A 20,264-nucleotide genomic window follows, 5' to 3' on the forward strand; every position below is an offset into this window, starting at 1 on the left:
CGCGAACGCGTGGAGCGGCTCGCCGAGGAGATCACGAGCAGCGTCGGCAACTACGTCATCGGCCAGGCGTGTGTGGCCCTGCTGAACGCGTCCTTTGCCTTCATCTTCATGACTATCGCTGACGTTCCGTTCTCGGTCCTGCTCGCATTCATTGTGGCGATGCTGGCGTTCGTTCCGCTGGTCGGCGCGGTGATTGCCGCCGTCGTCGTCAGTCTTGTGGCCCTCACCGCCGGGTGGCAGACCGCGGCACTGTTCGCAGTGCTGTATGTGGCCTATCTGCAGGTGGAGGCATATTTCATCTCTCCCCGCATCATGCAGAAGGCTGTGGCGGTACCCGGTGCGGTAGCCGTCATCGCGGTGATCGCGGGCGGAAGTCTTCTTGGCGTGCTGGGTGCACTGATCGCCATTCCGCTGGCCGCCGGTGCCATGCTGCTCCTGAAGGAGGTCTTCATCGCACGGCAGGACAACCAGTAGCCGTCAGCTCCGGCGCGGACGGCGTCACTCGGCGCGCGCTGTGGGCCCCGTCCATTCAGTGGGCAGCTCCACCGCCCTGCCGAGTACGACGCCGGCAATTTCCTCAAGCGCCCGGCTCACGTACTTTTCCCCCACCCAGAGATGCTTGGCGCCGTCCACGCCCACCACGCGTGCCTGCGGCACCCGCGCAAAACGCTCGGCAGCCTCGGGCGGCTGAAGGTAATCGTCATGCTCCGGCACCAGCACATGGAGGGGAAGCTCTGCCTGCGCCCACGAGTCGAGGTCAGCGTCGGACGCACGATGCAGCGGCGGTGACAGCAGGACAGCGCCCTCGATGAACTCGGCGACCGGCTCCCGGGCACCGTACTTGAGGCACAGCTCCGTACCGAAGCTCCATCCGACCAGCCACACGTTTTTCAGCCCCTGCTCCACGACCCACCGGACCGCGGCCTCAAGATCATGCCGTTCCAGGTTGCCGCCGTCGAATTCACCGTCACTGCAGCCGTGCGGTGAGCAGGTACCCCGGGTATTGAAGCGCAGGACGGCGATGTCCGCCAGCGCGGGCAGCCGGAAGGACGCCTTGCGGTAGACGTGGGAGTCCATGAAACCGCCCGCTGTGGGCAGGGGATGCAGTGTCACAAGCGTGGCCGCCGGCTCCCTGTCCTCCGGCGCGGCAAACTCACCGACCAGGGTCAGGCCGTCCGACGTGGTCAGCTCGAGAGCTCGCCGCTCGGCCGGCAGAACCGTGCCTGCCCTGATTTCGGATGGTTCGGAGCTGTCGGAGAACTGGTACGCAGGCGCTGCACTCATCATCCAATGCAGTCTACTGAAGCCGTGGAGTGCCTGCGGAACCGCGACGGCGCAGCTGGCCACAGGTACTCACGCCGCGGCCAATCCAGTCAGCCGGATCGCCGGGTACGCCAGCAGGTCAGATGCCAGTGGCGCCGGTCCGCCAGCGCGGTTTCCGCACCGAACAGGGAGTCCTCCTGCCAGGCCACCAGGTGGGCAAGACCGGGCGGAATATCCCGGTGGCACCCCGGACAGACATAGTACTTGGCGGCATTCCGTTCGGTGATCCGCCTGACTGACCAGACGCCGTCGGGCGCTGATTCCCTGGTGGGGATGCCGGCCCGGGCGCGCTCAAGATCCAGCTCCGGAGCCTCGGACCACTTTCGCCGCGACTGCCCGCGGGGTCTGCGCGGCTGATTGGAACGGGGCATGGATCCAGTCTGCACCGGGTGCGCTGTGAACAGGAAACCCGCCGGTGCCGGTAAAGTGCCAAGGGTGCGTTTAGTCATTGCCCGCTGCTCCGTGGATTACATCGGTCGTCTCCGTGCCCACCTCCCGCTCGCTACCCGGCTGCTGATGGTCAAGGCCGACGGGTCGGTGCTGGTCCATTCCGACGGCGGCTCCTACAAGCCGCTGAACTGGATGAGCCCTCCGGCCACCCTCCGGATCGTCGAGCCCGCCCCCGAGGACGCGGAGCTGGGGGTATCCGAGACCTGGAACGTGCAGCACGCCAAGAGTGACGACCGCCTGGTGATCAGCATCCATGAACTCCTCCACGAAAGTTCACACGACCTCGGCGTGGATCCCGGACTGGTCAAGGATGGTGTGGAGGCTGACCTGCAGAGACTGCTCGCCGAACAGATCAACCTCCTCGGAGACGGTTACTCCCTGATCCGCCGCGAATACATGACGGCAATAGGCCCTGTGGATATCCTCGCCAGGGACGGCCAGGGACGCACGGTGGCGATTGAGCTCAAGCGGCGGGGTGATATTGACGGTGTGGAACAGCTGACCCGGTATCTGGAGCTGCTGAACCGGGATCCGCTGATGGCCCCCGTGCGGGGAGTCTTCGCAGCGCAGCAGATCAAACCCCAGGCGCGGGTACTTGCCCAGGACCGCGGCATCGACTGTTTAACGCTCGACTATGACGCCATGCGGGGCGTTGACGACGTCGATTCCCGCCTCTTCTAGCATTCGCGACAAGGCCCCGGCAGCGCCTGAATTCGCTTTGAACCGGTTACCTGAACCCGGAACTTCCGCAATAGCCGAATTTCCGCTTAACAATCGGTTTATTCACCGGATTGTCCGTTGACCAGCCCATACGGCTATGTGATGCTTATTTCAGTCTTTGTGTACGTGGTTTTTCATGCTCGCAAGACAGGTTGCGAGCGTGAAGCTCCTCGTCAGTACAGGGTCATTCTTGTCCTCGATGGAATTCACGCGGAGTAACTCGCGGCCGGCATACAGTGTGCCGGTCAGAATATGTTCCATTATGAGGAGAAATATAAATGGCACAGGGAACCGTCAAGTGGTTCAACGCTGAAAAGGGATTCGGCTTCATCACACCGGATGACTCCGAGGGCGACGTCTTTGTTCACTACTCGGAGATCCAGACCGGCGGATTCCGCACCCTTGATGAGAACCAGCGCGTGCAGTTCGAGATCGGTCAGGGCGCCAAGGGCCCCCAGGCCACCGGCGTCACCGCGCTGTAACTCGTGTCCGCGTAATAGTGACGGCCCCCGCAATCCTGCGGGGGCCGTCACTGCTTAAGCTGTTCTGCTGTGCCTGATGCGGTTCTGCTGTCAGATTCGGCCGCTTACCGCCAGGTACCGATCCCGATGACCGGACCGGCCTCCAGCCACGATGACAGCCCGGCGTACACATCGAACTTCATTGCCAGCAACACGTCGGTCCCCTCATAGCTCAGCGAAACGATGATTCCGCCGGGCTGGACCTGGGCCTTCTCCTGCTCGGAGGGCTCACGCCAGCCCTTCAGCTCGAGCGAGCTCCGAAGGTAGCGGTGCCTGGGACGCGGGCTGAGGGACACAAGACGAAGCCACTCCAGATGCTTGTCCGTATAGCGACAAACCCCCATCCGCCATCCCCGGTCAGGGAGGCGAATGGAGGCGTCAAAGGTTCCGAGTGCAGTGCGCAGCTGGTAGCGGCGGAGGCAGAAGGCGCCGATCATCAGCACGAGCAGTGCGCAGAGCACCGCCAGAGTGATGAACGTGATTCCGATGCCGTCCATCAGGGTTTCGCTACTTGGTGTCTGCGGTCACTGAACCGCCAATCCTGGCATTGTCGGCAACGATCACCACGCGGTTGCTGTCCACGGAGAAGAAACCGCCGTCGACACCAACCGTGAGTCGTTCGCCGGAGACCGGCTGAATGGCAAGTTCGCCTTCGGCGAGGATGGCAAGCACCGGTGAATGGCCGGGAAGAATGCCGATTTCCCCGTCAGAAGTGCGGGCTTTGACCATGGTTGCCGCACCGGACCACACGAAGTGGTCCGCCGCGACAATTTCAACTTCAAGTTCAGCCATGGGGGCTTACTTTCCGCTCTGCTCTTGGATCCGCGCCCACTGACGCTCAACGTCATCAAGACCGCCGATGTTGAAGAACGCCTGCTCGGCGATGTGGTCGAGATCGCCATTGCAGATCGCGTTGAATCCCTCGATGGTGTCCTTGATGCTTACAGTCGATCCCTCGACACCGGTGAACTGCTTGGCAGTGTAGGTGTTCTGCGAGAGGAACTGCTGGATGCGGCGGGCACGCGAGACCACGATCTTGTCTTCTTCGGACAGTTCGTCAACACCGAGGATGGCGATGATGTCCTGAAGTTCCTTGTTCTTCTGCAGGATCTGCTTGACCCGTACGGCGGTGTTGTAGTGATCGTGACCGATGTACTGCGGATCGAGGATACGCGAGGTAGAGGTCAACGGGTCGATCGCCGGGTACAGACCACGCGACGCAATCTCACGCGAGAGTTCCGTGGTCGCATCGAGGTGCGCGAAGGTGGTTGCCGGCGCCGGGTCCGTGTAGTCATCCGCGGGGACGTAGATGGCCTGCATCGACGTGATCGAGTGGCCCTTGGTGGAGGTGATGCGCTCCTGCAGCAGGCCCATCTCGTCGGCCAGGTTGGGCTGGTAGCCCACAGCCGACGGCATGCGGCCCAGGAGGGTCGACACCTCCGACCCGGCCTGGGTGAACCGGAAGATATTGTCGATGAAGAGGAGAACGTCCTGCTTCTGGACGTCGCGGAAGTACTCAGCCATCGTGAGAGCTGACAGCGCAACCCGAAGACGCGTTCCCGGCGGCTCATCCATCTGGCCGAACACAAGGGCAGTGTCCTTGAGAACACCGGCTTCTTCCATTTCAACCCAGAGGTCGTTGCCCTCACGGGTACGCTCACCCACGCCGGCGAAGACCGAGGTACCGCCGAAGTTCCGTGCCACACGGGTGATCATTTCCTGGATGAGGACCGTCTTGCCGACGCCCGCACCTCCGAAGAGCCCGATCTTTCCACCCTTGATGTAGGGGGTAAGCAGGTCGATGCTCTTGATTCCGGTCTCGAGCATCTCGGTGGAACCTTCGAGGGATGCGAAGGACGGAGCCTTGCGGTGGATCGGCCACCGCTCGGTGATTTCCAGCTGCGACTCGTCGACGTCAAGGGGCTTGCCCAGAACGTTGAAGATGTGGCCCTTGACGCCGTCGCCGACCGGAACGGAGATGGCAGCGCCGGTGTCCTGCACCGTCGTGCCGCGGACCAGGCCGTCGGTTGCCTGCAGGGAGATGGCGCGCACCAGGTTGTCGCCCAGGTGCTGCGAGGTTTCAAACGTGATGGTGCGCGTCTCGCCGTTGAGGGTCACCTCGGTGGTCAGCGCGTTGTAGATGGCGGGAATGGCGTCAGCCGGGAACTCGACGTCGACAACCGGGCCGATGACACGGGCTATGCGGCCGGTCGCGCCGGGGGCAACTGAGTCCGTACTGTTCTCAACAGTCTGGGCAGTCATCTCTCTCACTTCATTCGGTAGATGGCGTGGTGCTAATAATAGTGCGTTGGGAACCCGGAGGGGTCCGCGGAGGCCGGGGGTCAGGACGCGCTGAGCGCGTCCGCACCCGCCACGATCTCCGAAAGCTCCTGCGTGATTTCCGCCTGGCGGGCGGTGTTGCGAAGGCGCGTGTACTTCTTGATCAGGTCGGTGGCGTTGTCCCCCGCCGACTTCATGGCCCGCTGGCGTGCTGCGAGCTCGCTCGCGGCAGCCTGGAGCAGGGCCGCGAAGATCCGGGACTCGATGTACCGCGGAAGCAGTGCATCCAGAACCCGCTCGGGTTCGGGCTCGTATTCGTAGAGCGGGAGGAGATCCGACTCGCTGCCGGCTTCCTCTTCCACAACCTCCAGCGGCAACAGCCGGACCACCGTGGGCTCCTGAATGACCATCGAACGGAAACGCGTGTAGACAACGTGGATCTCATCCACGCCGCCGTCTTCGAAGTCCGTTCCGAACTGGTCAAGCAGCACCCGGCCGATCTCACGCGCGGTCTCGAACTCCGGAGCGTCCGTGCCGCCGGTCCACACCTGCTCGTAGGACCGGCCACGGAAATCGAAGTAGGCCTGGGCCTTGCGTCCAACGAGGTAGGGCTTGACTTCCTTGCCCTCCTCACGGAGCAGCTCAAGAAGCGACTCCGCCTGCTTGAGCACGGTCGCAGAGTAGGAACCTGCCAGGCCCCGGTCCGAGGTCATGATGAGCACTGCCGCCCGCCGGATCTGCTCCGGTTCGGTGGTCAGCGGGTGGTCGATCTCGGACTGCGACGCAACAGCGGAAACTGCACGGGTGATTGCATTGGCATAGGGCAATGACGACGACACACGCGCCCGGGCCTTACCGATGCGAGAGGTGGCGATCAGTTCCATCGCCTTGAAGATCTTCCGCATCGACGTAGTCGACACGATCTTCTGGCGGTAGACCCGGATCTGGGCTCCCATACTTGTCCTTTCCTTCGTAGTCCCTGGAAGGCACTACGGCTCAGGCTGCGGGCGTCCGCGCGCGGTGCGCGCTTTCGCCCGAGCCGTTAGCGCTTCTGCTTGACGATCTTTTCCTGGTCCACAGCGCCCTCGTCGAGCGGGCTGTGCTCCTCGTGCCCTGCGACCAGGCCGTCGTGGCCCTCACCGAAGAATCCCTGCTTGAAGTCGGTGATCTGCGACTTCAGCTCATCCACGGTGGAGTCCTCAAGCTGGTTGGTCTGTGCCAGCGTGGTCAGCACGGAGGACTTGTGACGGAGATGCTCGAGGAACTGCGACTCGAACTTCCGGATGTCCTCGACCGGAACATCATCAAGGTAGCCGTTGGTTCCGGCCCAGATGGAGACGACCTGCTCCTCGACGGGGAACGGCGCGTACTGGCCCTGCTTGAGCAGTTCCATGAGGCGGGCGCCGCGGGTCAGCTGCTGGCGGGACGCCGCATCCAGGTCCGAGGCGAACATGGCGAATGCCTGCATGTCGCGGTACTGGGCGAGGTCGAGCTTCAACGTACCCGAGACCTTCTTCATCGCCTTGACCTGCGCAGCGCCACCGACGCGGGAAACCGACACACCGACGTCGACGGCCGGCCGCTGGTTCGCATTGAACAGATCAGACTGGAGGAAGATCTGGCCATCGGTGATGGAGATGACGTTGGTCGGGATGTAGGCAGACACGTCGTTCGCCTTGGTCTCGACCAGCGGCAGGCCGGTCATCGAGCCGGCGCCCAGCTCATCGGAGAGCTTCGCACAACGCTCCAGCAGGCGGGAGTGCAGGTAGAACACGTCACCGGGGTACGCCTCACGTCCCGGCGGGCGGCGCAGCAGCAGTGAAACTGCGCGGTAGGCCTCAGCCTGCTTGGAGAGATCATCAAAAATGATCAGGACGTGCTTGCCGCCGTACATCCAGTGCTGGCCGATGGCCGATCCGGCGTAGGGCGCGAGGTACTTGAAGCCCGCGGGGTCCGAGGCCGGAGAAGCCACGATTGTGGTGTATTCGAGGGCGCCCTTGTCTTCGAGGGTCTGCCGCACGGCCGCGATGGTCGATGCCTTCTGACCGATGGCGACGTAGATGCAGCGAACCTGCTTCTGGACGTCACCGGAAGCCCAGTTGGCCTTCTGGTTGATGATCGTGTCAACCGCGATGGCAGTCTTGCCGGTCTGGCGGTCGCCGATGATGAGCTGGCGCTGTCCGCGGCCGATCGGGATCATCGCATCGATGGCCTTCAGGCCGGTCTGCATCGGCTCGTGCACAGACTTGCGCTGCGTAACGCCCGGCGCCTGGAGCTCCAGTGCTCGCCGCGACTCCGCCTTGATCTCGCCGAGGTCGTCGATGGGCTGACCCAGAGGATCAACCACGCGTCCCAGGAAGGCGTCGCCCACCGGAACTGAGAGGATCTCCCCGGTCCGGTGTACTTCCTGGCCTTCCTCGATCCCTGTGTAGTCACCGAGGACGACGACACCGATTTCACGGGTGTCGAGGTTCTGGGCGAGGCCCAGAGTGCCGTCCTCGAAGCGCAGCAGCTCATTCGCCATGACCGAGGGAAGACCCTCTACCCTGGCAATGCCGTCGCTTGCGCTCGTTACGCGGCCAACTTCGACCCGCTCGGCGTTTCCGGGTTCGTAGGACGCCGCGAACTCGTTCAACGCATTACGGACGTCGTCGGCGTTGATGGTCAATTCGGCCATCTGCAGTCCCTGCTCTCCTGTGTTGTGATCACCGCCGGTAAGCGGCGACCGGTGTTGTTTTCGTCTGTATCGAAGCTAGCTTCAGCGGAGCCGTAGCCGAACGGCTAGACAGCCATCTTCCGGCGGAGTTCAGACAGGCGGGTTACCGCCGTAGCGTCCACCACTTCGTCTCCGACCTTCACCCGAACGCCGCCCACGAGGGAGGGCTCCAGGTTGACATTGATCTTGAGGTCCCGGCCATACAGCGCGTTCAGCCCTGCCTGGAGACGTGCAAACTGCTCATCCGACAGCGGACGGGTGACGCTGACGTTGGCAATCCACCGCTCCTGGCGAAGCGCGACAAGCTCAATGAACCGCTGAACGAGTGCGGACGGCTTCAGACCCCGGGGCGAAAGCACCGCCTGACGGATCAGGAGCCGCGCCTCGTCTCCCGCAAGGGGAACAAGCTTCAGGGCCAGCGCCACTTTGGCGGACCCCTCAGCCTGGGGTTCGGACAACGCCCGCTGGAGCTCATGGTTCGATTCAACGACGCTCAGGAAGGAGAAGAGGTCATTTTCCAGACCTTCCAGTCCCTGAATCCCCTCGCCCCTGTTCTCGGCCACAGCGATAGCGACTGTTGCGGCGAGAGTTTCGAGTGCATCACCGAGATCACGCGGTTTGGCCCAGCGACGGGCAACCAGCCCCCGCACAATTTCTGCTGCTTCCGGCGAGATCCGTCCGGCGAAGAGCCGGGTTGCCAGGGCAACCCTGTCCTCGCTCGGGCGGTTCGGGTCCGTGAGGGCTCGGCGGAGTCCTGCATTTGAATCGAGTGCATCGAGGGCGCCGAAGAGTTCCTCCGCCAGCGTCAGTGATGCTGAGCCGAGACGGAGTTCAAGCTCCTGCCGTGCCTCCGTGAGGGACTGGCTAGATACGCCTGCCATTACTTGGCTGCACCTGCGCTCTGGGTAGCGGACTGCTCCTCCAGATCAGCGAGGAAGCGGTCAACGACGCGAGCTGAGCGCGCGTCATCGGCCAGGGACTCACCGACAATTCGGCTGGCCAGCTCGGTGGCGAGAGTACCGACCTCGGCCCGCAGCGCGACCACTGCCGCCTGGCGATCGGCCTCGATCTGCGCCTCGGCCTGGGCCGAGATGCGGTTCGCCTCCGTGACAGCCTTCTCCTTGAGCTCCGCAAGGATCTGGGCGCCCTCGGCACGTGCCTCCTCGCGGATGCGGTTCGCCTCGGTACGAGCATCGACCAGCTGCTGCTTGTACTCTTCGCGTGCGGCGTTGGCTTCCGCCTGCGCGGCTTCCGCCTTGGCGATGCCGCCCTCAATGGCTTCAGTGCGCTCTGCAAACGTCTTCTCAAACGCCGGCATCACGAACTTGATAACGATGTACATCAGTACAGCGAAGCCCGCGACCGTAACCAGCAATTCCCACAGGTTCGGTGCGAGGGGACTTTCAGCTGCAAGTATGACTGCGCTATCCATGTTTCACCCGTCTTTCTACAACTAGTCTGTTTGGTTGACCAGCGACTCTTCTAGAGAACGAAGGCGAAGACCAGACCGAGGATGGCGAGGGCTTCGGTCAGTGCCAGACCAAGGAATGCGATCGGCTGCAGCACGCGCTGTGCCTCCGGCTGACGAGCAACACCGTTGATGTACGCGGCGAAGACCAGGCCCACACCGATACCACCGCCGATTGCGGAGAGACCGTAACCTACGAGGTTCAGATTGCCTTCCATTTTTTTCCTTTCAAGATGCCGCTATGCGGCAGGTTGGTTGGGATCATCCCCAGCGGGGAAGACTTTGTTACGTGTTGTTAGTGGGCGTCCGCGTGGAGCGCGCCCTCAATGTAGATCGCGGCCAGCAGGGTGAAAACGTACGCCTGCAGAACCATGATCAAGGCTTCGAGCATGTACATCGCGACCGCACCGCCGAGAACCAGCAGGCCGGTTCCCTGCAGCAGCACGTTCCCCGACAGCGTCATGAATTCGATTGCGCTGCCTGCCAGCATCACGATCAGGTGACCGGCAAGCATCGTCGCAAACAAACGGAGTGAGTGAGTGACCGGACGGACAAGGAAGTTCGAGATGATCTCGATCGGAACCACCAGCGGCATGATGTACCACGGGACGCCCGAGGGCACCACTGCCAGCTTGAAATAGCGCAGGCCGTGCTTCTTGACGCCGACCGCAATCCACAGGAGGTAGAAGATGGCCGCGATCGCGTAGGCACTGCCTGGATGGGAGAAGCTCGGAATCTGAAGCAGCGGGATGGCGCCGAAGATGTTGTTCACGAGGATGAAGAAGAACGCGGTGAACAGCCAGGGCACGTACTTGAGGTACTCGCGTCCGCCGATGATGTCCTTGCCGATGGAGTTGCGCACGAAGCCGTAGGCGGCCTCACCCACGAACTGCAGTTTCCCGGGAACCAGCTGCCCGCGGCGGGACGCCACGTAGAAGAAGGCGCCGATCAGGATAACGGAGAGGATGACCAGAAGCATCTGCTTACCGAAGCCCGGAGCAAACCACACGCCGTACTCGGTATTCCACGGGAGAATGTTCGGCGGATGCGCCTCTTCGATCGTGGGTGGGACAAAGCCCTCTTCAGTGGTGGTTTGAGCGGGGAGCGCAAGCGCGATCAACGCGTTTCCTCTCTGCAGTGTCCATCGTTGGGCGTAGTTGGATCGGGCACAGCATTACTGCTCCGACAAATGAAGTTATTCGACATTGCTCTGGGAACCTTCCTCCGGACCGTGCTTGCGTTCCGGCACTGGGCCGGCACCGGTGGAGCTGGAACGGGTGAGGTTGTGCTTGTAGGAGAGATAGAAACCGCCCACTGCACCCAAGAGGCCTCCGGCGAGCACGAGCCAACGCGTTCCCAGGAGATTGTCCAGCCCCCAGCCTATCAAACTCCAGACGATGATCCCGCCAACGATGTAGCTGAAAACGGCGATTCCATCGTTGTAGCCGGCCTCGCCATACCTTCCGCGGGGATCGCGGTCGGACGGCTTGCCGGGCACTTCCCCACCGGTTCCCGGAACGTTTTCAGGCATGTCCGTCAACCGCCCGCTGGCCGGAGAGCGGCGCCCCGTCGTCGTCGTGATAGAGCTGGTGGCGTGCCCTGGTGAACACGGCAACCTCGATGATCTGCCATAGCACCACGGCCCCGACTGCGGACCCGAAGAACCAGGTGCGGTCGAGCCACTGCGGTGCACCGACAAAAAAGAGGACAGCCGCGAAGCCGACCACTTTGATCGCGTAGGTGACGACGAAGATCCCCAACGCTCCGCTTGGGTTGGAACGGCCCACAAAGTGGCCGATCAGCAGACTGACCCCGAAGAAAAGCGCTACGACCGCATAACCGAAAACGGCACTTGCGGCGGCACCGCTTCCATGCAGCATGAACGCGACGGCGGCTGCCACTATGAGGGCCGCGCCTGTTCCGGCGACGCAGCGCAGCAGGATGTACAGCCAGAGCGATGGGGTGGGCCCGGAGGCGGAAACACCGGAGCCACGGGCGCGCGAGGCGTCAGATGAGCTCATGGGATTTCCGTCCATCACAGGTGGGTGGCGCCGGCGGAAGCTGCCTGGCTACTCCTGAAATTCTACAACAGATAGAAATCGCGCCCTCCTGTAGTTGCTCAGGTTAACGATCGGCTGAAGCCGACCGTCGGAGCCGTGCCAGGATCACCGGCGAGTAGATATAGAGGGCGACGACGGCGGCCGCGAACAGGGAGCAGGCGATGGCGAGCGGCGGCGGAGCGGTAGCGAGGATGAATCCTGCCACTCCAACCAAGGCGGAACAGACCGTCACCACAAGCGCGGACTGGAGGTGGGTCAGACCGACATCGGTGAGTCGCTGATAGACATGCTCGCGGTGGGATGCATACCAGCGCTTGCCCGCGCGGACCCGCCGGAGGAAGGTGAGGAAGGTGTCGGCCAGGTAGATCAGTACCGGGGAGAACAGGTATTCGAGGTACACGCCGGCCAGCAGACCGGCAACCGCCATTCCGGCGATGGAAGCGCCGAGCAGGTAGCTGCCGACGTCGCCCAGGAAAACGAATCCCCGCCCGAGGTTCCAGGGCAGGAACCCGGCAAACGCCGCCGCTACGACGAGGCCCGCAACGGTCAGCCAGAATTGGCCCACCATGGTGCCTGCCACGGAGTAGAAGATGCCTACCAGGACTCCGTGCAGTCCCGAGATCCCGTTGATGCCGTCCATGAAGTTGGCGGCGTTAATATATGCCGCGACTGCAAGTGCCCCAACGGGAACCCACCAGTACGACTGTTCGATGGTCCAGGCAAGTGCCAGAGTGCCGACAGTACCAATCGCCAATTGCATCAGCGCTCTTAAGCGGATGGACAGCCCACGATAGTCTTCCGTCCATCCGAGCACAGCCGCTGAGGACAAAATAGCCAGAACAATCAACACGACGGAGCGATCTACCGGAACTAACCGGGTTAGCAATGACAGCACCAAGCCGACTGCAATACTCGCTGCGACAGTGATTCCCACCCCACGGATAACCACGGAGTCGTGGGACGAGCGCTCATTTGGGATGTCAAAGACGCCCATTCGCCTTAGCAACGGCTTGAACGCAAAAGGAAGCAGCGTGCTTAGGAGCAGGGTTACACCGGCAACCAGCCATAACAACATCAGAGCTTCTTACCGGAAGGGCGTCCCTCGGTATCGGACTGAGTCTCCGTGCAGACCTTGTGGTTCAGTCGTTCTGATTCCAACTCAGCCGGATTAAGTGTGGGCACTGGAGCATGCAGGATCATTTGATGGAACGGGTGAACTTCGCTTTCGCCCAAACCGACCAATTCCTCGTGAAGTTTCTCCCCCTGACGCAGGCCCGTGAACTCAATGTCGATTTCTTTTCCGGACATAGCGATCATCCGTTGTGCAATGTCGAGAATCTTCACCGGTTCTCCCATATCCAGAATGAGCACCTCGCCTCCTCTGCCGATCGCCCCCGCCTGAATCACGAGCTGGCAGGCTTCCGGGATAGTCATGAAGAACCTTGTGACCTCCGGGTCGGTAACGGTGACCGGTCCGCCCAAGCGGATCTGTTCGGTGAACAGCGGGAGCATTGACCCTCGGCTGCCGAGCACGTTTCCGAAGCGGACCGATACATACTTATTGCCTGCGGCTCTGGCGGTCCACGCGGTCAGCTTCTCCGCAATCCGTTTCGAGCGACCGAGGACGCTGGTCGGATTGGCCGCCTTATCAGTGGAGATGTTGACGAAGGTGTTGACTCCTGCCGCTTCCGCAGCACGCAACACGTTGAGGGTCCCTACTACGTTGGTTTTCCACGCTTCTTCCGGGTACTGCTCCAGCAGGGAAACATGCTTGAGTGCTGCGGCGTGGAAGACCACCTCTGGTTTACGGTCCACAAAAAGGGTGCGCAGGGTTTCGGCGTCCCGAATATCGGCCAGAATTGTGTCCTTACCCGTCAGCAGTCCCCTTCCCGTCAGGGAGATCTGGGTGGTCTGAAGTCCAGTCTCGTCGCGGTCGAGCATAATGAGGTCAGCGGGTGAATACTCAGCAATCTGCCGACAGAGCTCTGAACCGATGGATCCGCCTGCACCGGTTACGAGCACTCGCCGGCCCGTAATGTAGCCGGCAACTTCGTCGGCATGGATGTCGACGGGCCGTCGCCCAATGAGATCCTCAACAGCGACATCGCGAAAGTCATCTAAGACCTTCTCTCCACCTTCTGCGAGGATTTGGCGGAGTGGCGGGAGCACCAAGACCCTTACGCCCAGCCCCGAAACCCTGTCTGAAACTTCACGCATTCGTGCCGCCGTTACGTTCGAGAACGCGATGACAAGCGTTGTTGCCTGAGTTCTACGCGCAACTTCTGGTAGATCTTCAAGTCGTCCAAGCACCGGAACTGTGGACAATCGAAGATGTTTCTTGGTGGGATCGTCATCGATCAGCCCTACTGGGAAGTATGGCGATTCTGGATCCTGCATCATCCGGGTAACCAGCGATTTTCCTAGAAAGCCCGCTCCGTAGATTAGCGTCCGGTGGGCTTCGTCTCCGGGCTTGGCTTTACTCTCGACATACATGCGCTTCAGGTACCGCGACGATGCCATCAGCATGCAGGCAAACGGAAACGCAATGATAGCTACGCTGCGGGGAATTTGGATCACTGTGAAGAGAGCAATACTGACGAGCAAGAGGATGACCGAAACGATCACTGTTACTAGAACGAGAAGCTTGGCCTCGTGGAAACTCCCGAAAGTGTACCTTCCTCGGTACAGCGCGAAACTGAGCCCCACTACAAACTGTGCGACAACGGCGATTCCACAAATGACCGCAACTCCAGGGATGTGAACCTGCTCGACGAGCAACTCCAGTCTCAGCACCAGCGCGAGGACGATAGCAAAAATCCATGCTGCAGAATCCAACGCATATTGCGCCCAGATCCAAAGCCCGGGCTTATCCTCGCGCCCGCCACCGTTCTCGTGCTGCACCTGCTGTGAGTTGCGAGTGTCCGTCTGTGTCATGATTCCTTTGGATGGAGCCTGTAGCGCGGTCACGCCACCGTCGGATCCTGGGCGAAGTGACCGCCTGGGCCGTGTAATAGACTTTCCCTACCCGAGAATACTAGCCCGAGTGATGCGCGCTCTCCGTGACCACCTCACCGAGTTCCCACGCGCCGCGCAGGCTGGCCGAAAGGACCGTTTTGCAGGAAACCGTGGCTGTAGCGGCAGTGACTTTCGACAGGCCGGATGACGTACAGACACTCCTCGAAGCTCTCTCGCGACAGGATCATTCCATCGCCTCGGTGGCCCTCGTCGACTCCGGCACCCAGGACGTTGCCGCCCTGGCAGCGGGCTCGGATGCTCCCGTCAACTACATCCGTTCTGCCACCAACCTCGGCGGCGCCGGCGGATTCTCCCTCGCCATTCTTTCCGCGATGGCCAGCGGCGCCGAGTGGATCTGGATCATGGACGACGACGCGCACCCGGAAGACACGGGCGTGCTCAGCAGCCTGCTGGCGGCCGCCCGCAGCCGCAACCTCGACGTCGTCGTCCCGCTGATCGTAGCGCCGACCGACTCGTCCCGGCTGTCCTTTCCCTTCCGGGTTGAGGGGCGAACCACCCATGACCGCGCTCAGGTGGAAAAGCTCGGCTTCATCCCGGGCACGGCGCAGTTCTTCAATGGCGCCCTGATCCGCTCCGATGTCTTCTTCCGCGTCGGGCTTCCGGACCTGCGCCTGTTCATCCGGGGCGATGAGACCGACTTCATGCTGCGTCTGCGCCGTGCCGGGATCGCCTTCGGCACGGTCACGACCGTTGCCCTCAGCCATCCTCCGGGATGGGCCGAAGTCCAGCAGGTACTGGGCGACAGGCTCCACGTCCTGGTTCCCGAGACAGAGTTCAAGCGCTTCTACTTCTTCCGGAACCGCGGGCACCTCACCCGCCGGTATCTCCGGGGGCGGTCGCTGGTCGCCGATGTGGTGGGCTACCCGGTGTACTACCTGCGGCGCGGCGACGTCCGCGGACTCACATCCTGGGCCCGGGCCTACCTGGCGGGGGTGCGCGGGCGAAGCTTCGGTCCGCCCTCGGACTTCGGGTTCTGACCCGGTGACCGCCCTTCCGCCGGTCACCGTGGTGGTGACCACTTTCAACCGGGCCGGCTATCTAAGCCGCCTGCTCGAGTCGCTGGGCCGCCTCGATCCCGCTCCTGCCGCCGTCGTCGTCGTTGACAACGCAAGCACCGACTCCACCGCAGAGGTGCTGGAGGCCGCCGCCTCCTCGCTGCCGGTTCCGTTGACCGTACACCGGCTCCCCGCAAACGTCGGCGGTTCCGGCGGTTTTTCCGCTGGTGTGGAGCGTGCCCTCGCCCAGGGCGCCACCTGGCTTTGGCTGATGGACGACGACGTCGAAATCCTGCCCGGCGCACTCGCCGCCTTCGCTCCGTGGCTCGGGAAGTACCGCTGCCTGCACGGCCGGCGCCTGGACCATACCGGTGAGCCGTTCTTCTGGCAGCACAGGTTCAATGATTTCCTCGGCGTGCACTTTCCCGTTCCCGGCAATGTATTCGCCCACGCGCCGGTCTTCCGTACCAACGTGGCGTGCTTCGAGGGAGTGATGCTGCACGCCGACGTGGTCCGCGAGGTCGGGCTGCCGGATCCACGCTTCTTCATCAATGGGGATGACACCACGTACGGCTGGCTCATCTCGCAGCGGGAGCCAGTGGTGTACATCGATGCGTTCGTGCTGCGGAAGGCCCGGCCGCAGAAACAGATCGATCTTGGCCTGCGTCACCTGAACGACTCAAGCAACCTGGGCCGCTACTGCGGGATGCGGAACCGCGGCCACCTGGCGAGGTATCTCATGGAATACGGAAAGTTCAGCCGCGCAGGATTTGCTCTCGGCACCGCGCTGACGGCGGCGAAGGAAATCCTCAGGCTGGCCGCCGTTGAGCATACGCTGTCCGGCGTGAAGCCGCTGTGGAACGGCTGGCGGGAATCCCGCTTCATCCTGCGGGATCCGGACTGGTCACCGATGCCCGCGCCGGCCCCCCGTCCGACGGACGGGGCCTCATGAGGTGGTCAGTGATCGGAGGCAGCGGCTTTGTCGGCGGCGCTGTGCTGAAGACGCTCGCCGGAGCGGGCGAGGAAGCGCTGCCGGTCCGCGCCCCGCGCGTGGCCTCTGCGGCGCGGACGCCGCTGGAACTGCTCGCCGACGCCGACCGGCAGGGCGCCGTCGTCGATCTGCTGGCCCGCGAACTGGCTGGCAGCGCGGTGGTGGTCAACGCGGCAGGCGCCGCCGCTCCCCGCAGCCCGGAATCCCTTCAGCTCACCGGTGCCAACGCGCTGCTTCCGATCCTGATTGCCCGGGCGTGCGCCACGGCAGGCGTTCCGCGGTTTGTTCACCTCAGCAGCGCGGCTGTGCAGGGACACCGCCCGGTTCTCGACGAGTCGTCGGACACCGCTCCCTTCTCGCCGTACTCGCGCAGCAAGGCCCTCGGGGAGCGGGCGCTGCGGATGTTTCCGCCGGGCGGACCTGAGATAATCTCGGTCCGTGCCACTTCGGTCCAGGGCATTGAGCGGCCGACGACGGCGGCACTCGCCCGCCTCGCAGCCTCGCCCCTTGCCTCGGTCGCCTCCCCCGGCACAGCGCCCAGTCCGGTGGCGTCCGTCGATGCGCTGGCAGAACTGGTGCGGACGGTGGGATCCCATGAGGGTCAGCTGCCGCAGATTGTGCTCCAGCCCTGGGAGGGTATGACCGTGCGGACGGTGCTGGAGGCAACCGGCGGCACGCCCCTGGTTCTCCCCCGCTCCCTGTGCCGCGTCGTCCTGCGTACCGGGTACACCGTGTCAGCCCTTCTCGGGGAGCGCCTGCACGGGTCCGTCAGGCGCGTCGAACTGATGTGGTTCGGCCAGGATCAGGTGGCCGGTTGGACGGCTGAAGAAGGCGTCGTCCTGCCGTCGAGGGTCAGTTCGATCCTTGAGGAGGCAGGTGCCCGTCGGCGCGGCCGGCGCCAGCCGAGGGGTTCCGGGCAGGAGTAATGTCCTCCGGGTCCCCGGTGGCCGGGCTACCGGATGCAGGGTTCCCTGCGGGGGCATCAGTCGCCTCAGTGCCGGTCCCCAGAACCACCCCGGGGACCACAGCACGCAGTTCCTCGAAGGAGATCACTCCTTCCCGGACCACGATCGGCAGGTCGCCGGTGGTATCCACGATGGTTGAGGCGCCTGCGTCGGCAGAGCGCGGCCCGTCCTCAAGATAGACCTCGACGGCGTCGCCCAGCTGCTCATACGCCTCGGCTGCAGTGGCCGCCGCCGGCTGCCCCGTGCGGTTCGCCGAGGAAACCGCAAGAGGACCGGTCAGGATGAGCAGGTCCAGCGCGACGCGGTCGTCCGGCATGCGCAGTGCCACGGTTCCGAAGGTGTCGCCGAGGTCCCAGCTGAGCGAGGGTTGGGCGTGGCAGATGAGGGTCAGGCCCCCGGGCCAGAATTCCTCGGCGAGGCGGCGCGCCTCAAGGCTGACGTTCACGGCGAGGCCGTCCAGGGTCTGCACACGCGGAATAAGAACCGGAGGCGGCATGCTGCGTCCCCTGCCCTTGGCTGCCAGCAGCGCGGCAACAGCCTGCGGAGCGAACGCGTCGGCAGCGATCCCGTACACCGTGTCGGTGGGAATCACCACGCACTGCTGTGAAGCGAGCGCGCGCTGGGCGCGCGCCAGCCCTTCACTGCGCTCGGTCGGATCGGAACAGTCAAACATGGCACTCACGCCAGCCATCCTTTCACTTCCTGCCGTCCAACGGCATATCGGTTCGCGTGGCCGACGTCGCACGGTCGCGGCCGGAAAGGTCCTGGTGGGTGAGGACCGTTGTCCAGGAGGGGTCTGCACCGAGTATTGCCGCGAGCGCTGTGGCCTGCACCTCGGCATGTTCCATCACAAAGTAACCCCCGGGCTTCAGGAGACGTGCGGCAGAAGCCGCGGCCGCGAGCGGGAGGCGCAGACCATCGGCGCTTCCTCCGTAGAGCGCCATGTCCGGATCGTGCTCAGCCACCTCGGACTCACGGGGCACAGCCTCGGTGGGGATATAGGGAGGATTCGACACCACCACATCGAAGGTTCCATTGTGTTCGGTGAGCGCCTCCGCGTAGTCCGCCCTGACCAGGGTGACGCCGAACGGCGTGAGATTGCGTTCGGCCCAGGCGAAGGCCAAGTCGCTCAGCTCGACGGCGAAGACGAGCGCATCCGGCACTTCCTGCGCGACTGAGCCTGCAATGGCGCCCGACCCCGTGCCGAGGTCGGCAACCCGTGCACCCGGAATGAGCCGGGCAGCATCGATGGCGAGCTGGGCAACCGTCTCCGTCTCGGGACGGGGAATGAAGACGCCGGGTCCCACGGCGAGCTCCAATCCGCGGAAGTAGGCGACACCGGTGATGTGCTGGAGCGGCACCCGCCGGGCACGCTCCGCAACCAGTTCTCCGAACCCTTCCGGAGCGGCCGCCCCGACAAGGGCAAGCGCCCGGACCCTGCCGACGCTCTCCCCCAACAGGTGTGCGGCGAGGAGCTCTGCGTCAGCCCGGGGACTCGGTACGCCGGCGTCCGCGAGGGTAGAGACGGCAGCGCGCAGGGCTTCGTCCAGCGAGTCCATGGTGTGCGGCGGGCTTAGGCGTCGTCGCCGATGGCATCGAGCCGGGTCTGCTCATCGAGCTCGATGGCTGACTGTACTACCGGCTCCAGTTCGCCGTTCATGACGGCGTCAAGATTGTAGGCCTTGTAGCCGGTCCGGTGATCGGCGATCCGGTTCTCCGGGAAGTTGTAGGTACGGATGCGCTCCGAACGGTCCATGGTGCGCACCTGCGACTTACGGATATCGGAGTTCGCGGCGTCGATCTCTTCCTGCTTCGCGGCAAGGATGCGTGACCGGAGTACGCGCATCGCCGCTTCGCGGTTCTGCAGCTGCGACTTCTCGTTCTGCATTGCAACCACGATGCCGGTGGGAAGGTGGGTGATGCGGACCGCGGAGTCGGTAGTATTCACTGACTGCCCGCCGGGACCCGAGGAGCGGTAGACGTCGATCTTGAGATCATTCTGGCTGATTTCGACCTCTTCCGGCTCATCGACCTCCGGCAGCACCAGCACTCCGGCAGCCGAGGTGTGGATACGGCCCTGCGATTCAGTGACGGGGACACGCTGGACGCGGTGGACACCGCCCTCGAACTTCAGGCGTGCGTACACGCCCTCAGCGGGATCGTTGGATGAACCCTTGATGGCCATCTGGACATCCTTGTAGCCGCCGAGGTCGGACTCGTTGGCGGAGATGATTTCCGTCTTCCAGCCCCGGGATTCGGCGTACCGGGTGTACATGCGCAGCAGGTCGCCGGCGAAAAGGGCAGCCTCGTCGCCGCCTTCGCCGCCCTTGACCTCGATGATGACGTTGCGGGCGTCGTTGGGGTCGCGTGGAATGAGGAGCCGGCGGAGGCGTTCCTGTGCAGCGGCCAGCTGCTGTTCGAGCTCGGGGATTTCAGCGGCGAACTCGGGGTCGTCGGACATTTCGCGGGCCGCCTCGAGGTCATCCTGGAGGGCCTTCCAGCGCGTGTGCGCTTCGACGATGCCGCTGAGCTCGGCATAGCGCCGGCCAAGTTTGCGTGCCAGTGACTGGTCAGTATGTACGGCCGGATCGGACAGGCGGACCTGCAGGTCAGCATGCTCATCGAGCAGGCCCTGTATGGACTCAAACATGACGGACACAACCTCTTTCTGGCCTTTCAAGCCAGTCTAGATTAGGGCGAATTCCTCGGACTTTTGAAGCGACGGCGGCTTAACGCCGG

24 protein-coding genes are annotated in these 20,264 nt (G+C 63.4%); 6 read left to right on the forward strand and 18 right to left on the reverse strand.

Annotated features, from left to right (window positions below; genetic code table 11):
- Window positions 1–474 (forward strand): AI-2E family transporter (locus X803_RS22905; protein WP_035779428.1); only part of this gene is annotated, 474 nt, incomplete at its 5' end.
- Window positions 475–498: 24 nt separating this feature from the next.
- Here X803_RS22905 and X803_RS0115685 read toward each other — a convergent pair.
- Window positions 499–1,284, reverse strand: a complete 786-nt coding sequence (locus X803_RS0115685) for an alpha/beta hydrolase (RefSeq protein ID WP_026545868.1) — start codon at window positions 1,282–1,284, stop codon at window positions 499–501.
- 89 nt (window positions 1,285–1,373) lie between these two features.
- Window positions 1,374–1,694 carry a hypothetical protein gene (locus tag X803_RS0115690; protein WP_026545869.1) on the reverse strand — a complete coding sequence of 107 codons (321 nt, stop codon included), beginning with the start codon at window positions 1,692–1,694 and terminating at the stop codon, window positions 1,374–1,376.
- Between the two features lie 64 nt (window positions 1,695–1,758).
- On the opposite strand from X803_RS0115690, the gene nucS reads away from it, so the two are divergent.
- Complete coding sequence (gene nucS, locus X803_RS0115695) at window positions 1,759–2,454, forward strand: endonuclease NucS (RefSeq protein WP_026545870.1); 696 nt, start codon at window positions 1,759–1,761, stop codon at window positions 2,452–2,454.
- Between the two features lie 317 nt (window positions 2,455–2,771).
- Window positions 2,772–2,975 (forward strand): cold-shock protein, encoded by a 204-nt coding sequence (locus tag X803_RS0115700; RefSeq protein ID WP_026545871.1) that lies wholly within the window; start codon window positions 2,772–2,774, stop codon window positions 2,973–2,975.
- Between the two features lie 104 nt (window positions 2,976–3,079).
- On the opposite strand, the gene X803_RS0115705 is transcribed toward X803_RS0115700, so the two are convergent.
- The 13 genes from X803_RS0115705 to X803_RS20595 form a co-directional block, all read right to left on the reverse strand.
- Window positions 3,080–3,511: a DUF2550 domain-containing protein gene (locus X803_RS0115705; RefSeq protein ID WP_026545872.1), complete on the reverse strand. Its 432-nt coding sequence runs from the start codon at window positions 3,509–3,511 to the stop codon at window positions 3,080–3,082.
- Between the two features lie 10 nt (window positions 3,512–3,521).
- Window positions 3,522–3,806, reverse strand: coding sequence for a F0F1 ATP synthase subunit epsilon (locus X803_RS0115710; RefSeq protein WP_026545873.1), 285 nt, complete (start codon window positions 3,804–3,806; stop codon window positions 3,522–3,524).
- A gap of 6 nt (window positions 3,807–3,812) precedes the next feature.
- A complete protein-coding gene (atpD, locus tag X803_RS0115715; RefSeq protein WP_026545874.1) occupies window positions 3,813–5,276 on the reverse strand; it encodes a F0F1 ATP synthase subunit beta in 1,464 nt (487 codons plus the stop codon).
- 80 nt (window positions 5,277–5,356) lie between these two features.
- On the reverse strand, window positions 5,357–6,250 hold the full coding sequence (locus tag X803_RS0115720) for a F0F1 ATP synthase subunit gamma (protein ID WP_026545875.1): 894 nt from the start codon (window positions 6,248–6,250) through the stop codon (window positions 5,357–5,359).
- A gap of 86 nt (window positions 6,251–6,336) precedes the next feature.
- On the reverse strand, window positions 6,337–7,971 hold the full coding sequence (gene atpA / locus X803_RS0115725; RefSeq protein ID WP_026545876.1) for a F0F1 ATP synthase subunit alpha: 1,635 nt from the start codon (window positions 7,969–7,971) through the stop codon (window positions 6,337–6,339).
- 104 nt (window positions 7,972–8,075) lie between these two features.
- Window positions 8,076–8,891, reverse strand: coding sequence for a F0F1 ATP synthase subunit delta (locus tag X803_RS0115730; RefSeq protein WP_026545877.1), 816 nt, complete (start codon window positions 8,889–8,891; stop codon window positions 8,076–8,078).
- Window positions 8,891–9,442: a F0F1 ATP synthase subunit B gene (locus X803_RS0115735; RefSeq protein WP_026545878.1), complete on the reverse strand. Its 552-nt coding sequence runs from the start codon at window positions 9,440–9,442 to the stop codon at window positions 8,891–8,893. The genes X803_RS0115730 and X803_RS0115735 overlap by 1 nt, the downstream gene beginning before the upstream one ends.
- Before the next feature lie 50 nt (window positions 9,443–9,492).
- On the reverse strand, window positions 9,493–9,696 hold the full coding sequence (gene atpE / locus X803_RS0115740) for an ATP synthase F0 subunit C (protein ID WP_009356484.1): 204 nt from the start codon (window positions 9,694–9,696) through the stop codon (window positions 9,493–9,495).
- Between the two features lie 77 nt (window positions 9,697–9,773).
- On the reverse strand, window positions 9,774–10,598 hold the full coding sequence (gene atpB / locus X803_RS0115745) for a F0F1 ATP synthase subunit A (RefSeq protein ID WP_026545879.1): 825 nt from the start codon (window positions 10,596–10,598) through the stop codon (window positions 9,774–9,776).
- Window positions 10,599–10,673: 75 nt separating this feature from the next.
- Window positions 10,674–11,009: an AtpZ/AtpI family protein gene (locus tag X803_RS20590; protein WP_156930096.1), complete on the reverse strand. Its 336-nt coding sequence runs from the start codon at window positions 11,007–11,009 to the stop codon at window positions 10,674–10,676.
- On the reverse strand, window positions 11,002–11,499 hold the full coding sequence (locus X803_RS0115755; RefSeq protein ID WP_026545880.1) for a hypothetical protein: 498 nt from the start codon (window positions 11,497–11,499) through the stop codon (window positions 11,002–11,004). The genes X803_RS20590 and X803_RS0115755 overlap by 8 nt, the downstream gene beginning before the upstream one ends.
- A gap of 103 nt (window positions 11,500–11,602) precedes the next feature.
- The gene (locus X803_RS0115760; RefSeq protein ID WP_026545881.1) at window positions 11,603–12,613 is read right to left on the reverse strand and encodes an MraY family glycosyltransferase; all 1,011 of its coding nucleotides are present in this window, start codon (window positions 12,611–12,613) and stop codon (window positions 11,603–11,605) included.
- Complete coding sequence (locus X803_RS20595) at window positions 12,613–14,472, reverse strand: polysaccharide biosynthesis protein (protein ID WP_084033861.1); 1,860 nt, start codon at window positions 14,470–14,472, stop codon at window positions 12,613–12,615. The genes X803_RS0115760 and X803_RS20595 overlap by 1 nt, the downstream gene beginning before the upstream one ends.
- Window positions 14,473–14,651: 179 nt before the next feature.
- Between X803_RS20595 and X803_RS0115770 the strand changes: the two genes are divergently transcribed.
- Genes X803_RS0115770 through X803_RS20605 form a run of 3 tightly spaced genes read left to right on the forward strand, consistent with a single transcriptional unit; the run spans window position 14,652 to window position 17,486 of the window.
- Window positions 14,652–15,551, forward strand: a complete 900-nt coding sequence (locus X803_RS0115770) for a glycosyltransferase (protein ID WP_026545882.1) — start codon at window positions 14,652–14,654, stop codon at window positions 15,549–15,551.
- 4 nt (window positions 15,552–15,555) lie between these two features.
- Window positions 15,556–16,521, forward strand: a complete 966-nt coding sequence (locus tag X803_RS20600) for a glycosyltransferase (RefSeq protein ID WP_035779431.1) — start codon at window positions 15,556–15,558, stop codon at window positions 16,519–16,521.
- Window positions 16,518–17,486, forward strand: coding sequence for an NAD-dependent epimerase/dehydratase family protein (locus X803_RS20605; protein ID WP_035779484.1), 969 nt, complete (start codon window positions 16,518–16,520; stop codon window positions 17,484–17,486). The genes X803_RS20600 and X803_RS20605 overlap by 4 nt, the downstream gene beginning before the upstream one ends.
- Here X803_RS20605 and X803_RS20610 read toward each other — a convergent pair.
- Genes X803_RS20610 through prfA form a run of 3 tightly spaced genes read right to left on the reverse strand, consistent with a single transcriptional unit; the run spans window position 17,413 to window position 20,175 of the window.
- Window positions 17,413–18,207, reverse strand: coding sequence for an L-threonylcarbamoyladenylate synthase (locus X803_RS20610; RefSeq protein ID WP_156930097.1), 795 nt, complete (start codon window positions 18,205–18,207; stop codon window positions 17,413–17,415). The genes X803_RS20605 and X803_RS20610 overlap by 74 nt on opposite strands.
- A gap of 13 nt (window positions 18,208–18,220) precedes the next feature.
- Window positions 18,221–19,084 (reverse strand): peptide chain release factor N(5)-glutamine methyltransferase, encoded by an 864-nt coding sequence (gene prmC, locus X803_RS0115790; RefSeq protein ID WP_026545883.1) that lies wholly within the window; start codon window positions 19,082–19,084, stop codon window positions 18,221–18,223.
- A gap of 14 nt (window positions 19,085–19,098) precedes the next feature.
- Window positions 19,099–20,175, reverse strand: coding sequence for a peptide chain release factor 1 (prfA, locus tag X803_RS0115795; RefSeq protein ID WP_026545884.1), 1,077 nt, complete (start codon window positions 20,173–20,175; stop codon window positions 19,099–19,101).
- Window positions 20,176–20,264: the final 89 nt, after the last annotated feature.

The organism is Arthrobacter sp. 35/47, assembly GCF_000520475.1.
GTDB lineage: Bacteria > Actinomycetota > Actinomycetes > Actinomycetales > Micrococcaceae > Arthrobacter_D > Arthrobacter_D subterraneus.

Coding starts and splice junctions, on each gene's coding strand:
- X803_RS0115685 (WP_026545868.1), bottom strand. CDS start 1,284: ATGAGTGCAGCGCCTGCGTACCAGTTCTCCGACAGCTCCGAACCATCC.
- X803_RS0115690 (WP_026545869.1), bottom strand. CDS start 1,694: ATGCCCCGTTCCAATCAGCCGCGCAGACCCCGCGGGCAGTCGCGGCGA.
- X803_RS0115700 (WP_026545871.1), top strand. CDS start 2,772: ATGGCACAGGGAACCGTCAAGTGGTTCAACGCTGAAAAGGGATTCGGC.
- X803_RS0115705 (WP_026545872.1), bottom strand. CDS start 3,511: ATGGACGGCATCGGAATCACGTTCATCACTCTGGCGGTGCTCTGCGCA.
- X803_RS0115710 (WP_026545873.1), bottom strand. CDS start 3,806: ATGGCTGAACTTGAAGTTGAAATTGTCGCGGCGGACCACTTCGTGTGG.
- atpD (WP_026545874.1), bottom strand. CDS start 5,276: ATGACTGCCCAGACTGTTGAGAACAGTACGGACTCAGTTGCCCCCGGC.
- X803_RS0115720 (WP_026545875.1), bottom strand. CDS start 6,250: ATGGGAGCCCAGATCCGGGTCTACCGCCAGAAGATCGTGTCGACTACG.
- atpA (WP_026545876.1), bottom strand. CDS start 7,971: ATGGCCGAATTGACCATCAACGCCGACGACGTCCGTAATGCGTTGAAC.
- X803_RS0115730 (WP_026545877.1), bottom strand. CDS start 8,891: ATGGCAGGCGTATCTAGCCAGTCCCTCACGGAGGCACGGCAGGAGCTT.
- X803_RS0115735 (WP_026545878.1), bottom strand. CDS start 9,442: ATGGATAGCGCAGTCATACTTGCAGCTGAAAGTCCCCTCGCACCGAAC.
- atpE (WP_009356484.1), bottom strand. CDS start 9,696: ATGGAAGGCAATCTGAACCTCGTAGGTTACGGTCTCTCCGCAATCGGC.
- X803_RS20590 (WP_156930096.1), bottom strand. CDS start 11,009: ATGCCTGAAAACGTTCCGGGAACCGGTGGGGAAGTGCCCGGCAAGCCG.
- X803_RS0115755 (WP_026545880.1), bottom strand. CDS start 11,499: ATGAGCTCATCTGACGCCTCGCGCGCCCGTGGCTCCGGTGTTTCCGCC.
- X803_RS0115760 (WP_026545881.1), bottom strand. CDS start 12,613: ATGTTGTTATGGCTGGTTGCCGGTGTAACCCTGCTCCTAAGCACGCTG.
- X803_RS20595 (WP_084033861.1), bottom strand. CDS start 14,472: ATGACACAGACGGACACTCGCAACTCACAGCAGGTGCAGCACGAGAAC.
- X803_RS20605 (WP_035779484.1), top strand. CDS start 16,518: ATGAGGTGGTCAGTGATCGGAGGCAGCGGCTTTGTCGGCGGCGCTGTG.
- prmC (WP_026545883.1), bottom strand. CDS start 19,084: ATGGACTCGCTGGACGAAGCCCTGCGCGCTGCCGTCTCTACCCTCGCG.
- prfA (WP_026545884.1), bottom strand. CDS start 20,175: ATGTTTGAGTCCATACAGGGCCTGCTCGATGAGCATGCTGACCTGCAG.